We start from the raw sequence: 1,297 nt of genomic DNA, 5'->3' as shown, positions 1-1,297 counted from the left end.
AGCGCGGGGGCGCTTTCGGGGTGCTCGGCGGGGTAGAGCTGGTCCATGCTTCCCTCGGGCAGGTAGCGGCGGGGGAAGGCGATCCACTCGTCGTGCAGTTCGAAGAGCACGGCGGTGACCAGCCGCAGGAGTGCATCGTCGTTGGGGAAGACCTGGACGACGTCGGTGCGGCGCTTGACCTCGCGGTTGATCCGTTCCAGCGGGTTGGTGGACTGGATCTTCTTCCAATGTCGCTCGGGGAAGGCGGCGAAGGCGGTCAGGTCGTCCTTCGCCTCCAGCAGCATGTCTTTGACCTTGGGGAACTGTTTTCCGAGCATGCCGGCGACGGTGTCGAGCTGGGTGCGGACCGCATCCGCGGTGGGCTGGGCGAAGATCGTGCGGATCGTGGCGGCGGCCATCTCGGCCGCTTCCTTGTTGATCACGCTGAACACGTTGCGCAGGAAGTGAACCCTGCAGCGCTGGTAGGCCGCCCCGAGCATGACCTTGCGGATGGCCTTGACCAGCCCCAAGTGGTGGTCGCCGATGACGAGCCGGACCCCGGTCAGACCGCGTTCGCGCAGGTGACGCAGGAACTCGGTCCAGAACACCTCGGTCTCGCTGTCGCCGACCATCACGCCCAGCACCTCCCGGCCGCCGTCCTCGGTGATCCCGGTGGCGATCACCACGGCGCGGGACACGATCTGGTGCTCGACCCGCGCCTTGCAGTAGGTCGCGTCCAGATAGACGTACGGGAAGCGGACGTGGTCCAGTGGCCGGGCACGGAACGCGGTCAGCTGGCCGTCCAGGTCCTGGCAGATCCGCGAGACCTCGCTCTTGGAGATCCCGGTGTCCGCGCCGAGGGCCTTGACCAGGTCGTCGACCGACCGCGTGGACACGCCGTGGACGTAAGCCTCCATGATGACCGCATACAGGGCCTGGTCGATGCGGCGGCGCCGCTCCAGCAGGGCGGGGAAGAAGCTGCCCGACCGTAGCTTGGGGATCGCGAGGTCCAGGTCCCCGGCCTGAGTGCTGAGCGTCTTGTCGCGGTGGCCGTTACGAAGCGCGGTGCGCGTGTCGGTGTGCTCGTTCCACTCCGCGCCGATCCGGACCGTGGCCTCGGCCTCGATCAGCTCCTGGAGCATCCGCTCGGCCACATTGCGGACGAGTTCGAGCCCGTCCGCCGAACGTAGTGACTCAAGCAGCCGGAGTAAGTCATGCTGAGACAGGGCCATCCTGCACCTCCCGCGTTGAACTGCCCGTTCACTACGGAGAGTTGCACGATGGCCCACCTTGCGGGCAGGGAGCGAAAACCCAACGG

1 protein-coding gene is annotated in these 1,297 nt (G+C 67.0%); it reads right to left on the bottom strand.

The genetic code is table 11. The features are described 5' to 3' along the window. Nucleotides 1–1,211: IS256 family transposase (locus tag IEY89_RS40105; RefSeq protein WP_189152448.1), on the bottom strand; the 1,211-nt coding region annotated here is incomplete at its 3' end. Between the last annotated feature and the right edge of the window lie 86 nt (nucleotides 1,212–1,297).

The organism is Streptomyces lacrimifluminis, assembly GCF_014646095.1.
Taxonomy (GTDB): Bacteria; Actinomycetota; Actinomycetes; order Streptomycetales; family Streptomycetaceae; genus Streptomyces; species Streptomyces lacrimifluminis.
Note: the sequence above shows the minus strand (reverse complement) of the source record. Positions and strands in the feature narration are given on the sequence as shown.